Origin of the sequence: Salinisphaera sp. C84B14, assembly GCF_040361435.1 — a bacterium.
In the GTDB taxonomy this organism is placed as follows: Bacteria; Pseudomonadota; Gammaproteobacteria; order Nevskiales; family Salinisphaeraceae; genus Salinisphaera.
Genome location: NZ_APNL01000050.1, coordinates 1 through 361, shown reverse-complemented (window position 1 = coordinate 361; position 361 = coordinate 1). Strand labels below are relative to the sequence as shown.

Sequence of the window (361 nt, the reverse complement as noted above, 5' to 3'; positions counted from 1 at the left end):
AACCTGGAGAACATGGATTCGGCTTCGCTCGGCCTGACCAACTTCAACGTCGATTCCAGCCAGACCCTGGCTTCGAATGACCAGAGCGCCTTGACGGCCGACCAGTCGCTGGTGTCGTACACCGGCGACGACGGCGCCACCAAGTACGCGATCAAGGACACCTCGGGCGCCGAAGATGTCTATACGGAAGCCGAGATTTCCGATAGCGGCGTAGTGACTGCGAGCAATCGCGGTATCGCGGCCCCGGCAGCCGAAACGACTGTCGCCGAAACCGACAGCGTCAACGTATCGACCACCGATCCGCTGAAAGCCCTGGATTCTGCCCTCAAGCAGGTCGACGATCTGCGCAGCGATCTGGGTG

General features: G+C 61.2%; 1 pseudogene. It reads left to right on the top strand.

Annotated features, from left to right (window positions below):
- Positions 1–12 precede the first annotated feature (12 nt).
- Positions 13–361: pseudogene (locus C84B14_RS17985) on the top strand (flagellin FliC); the annotation flags it as partial.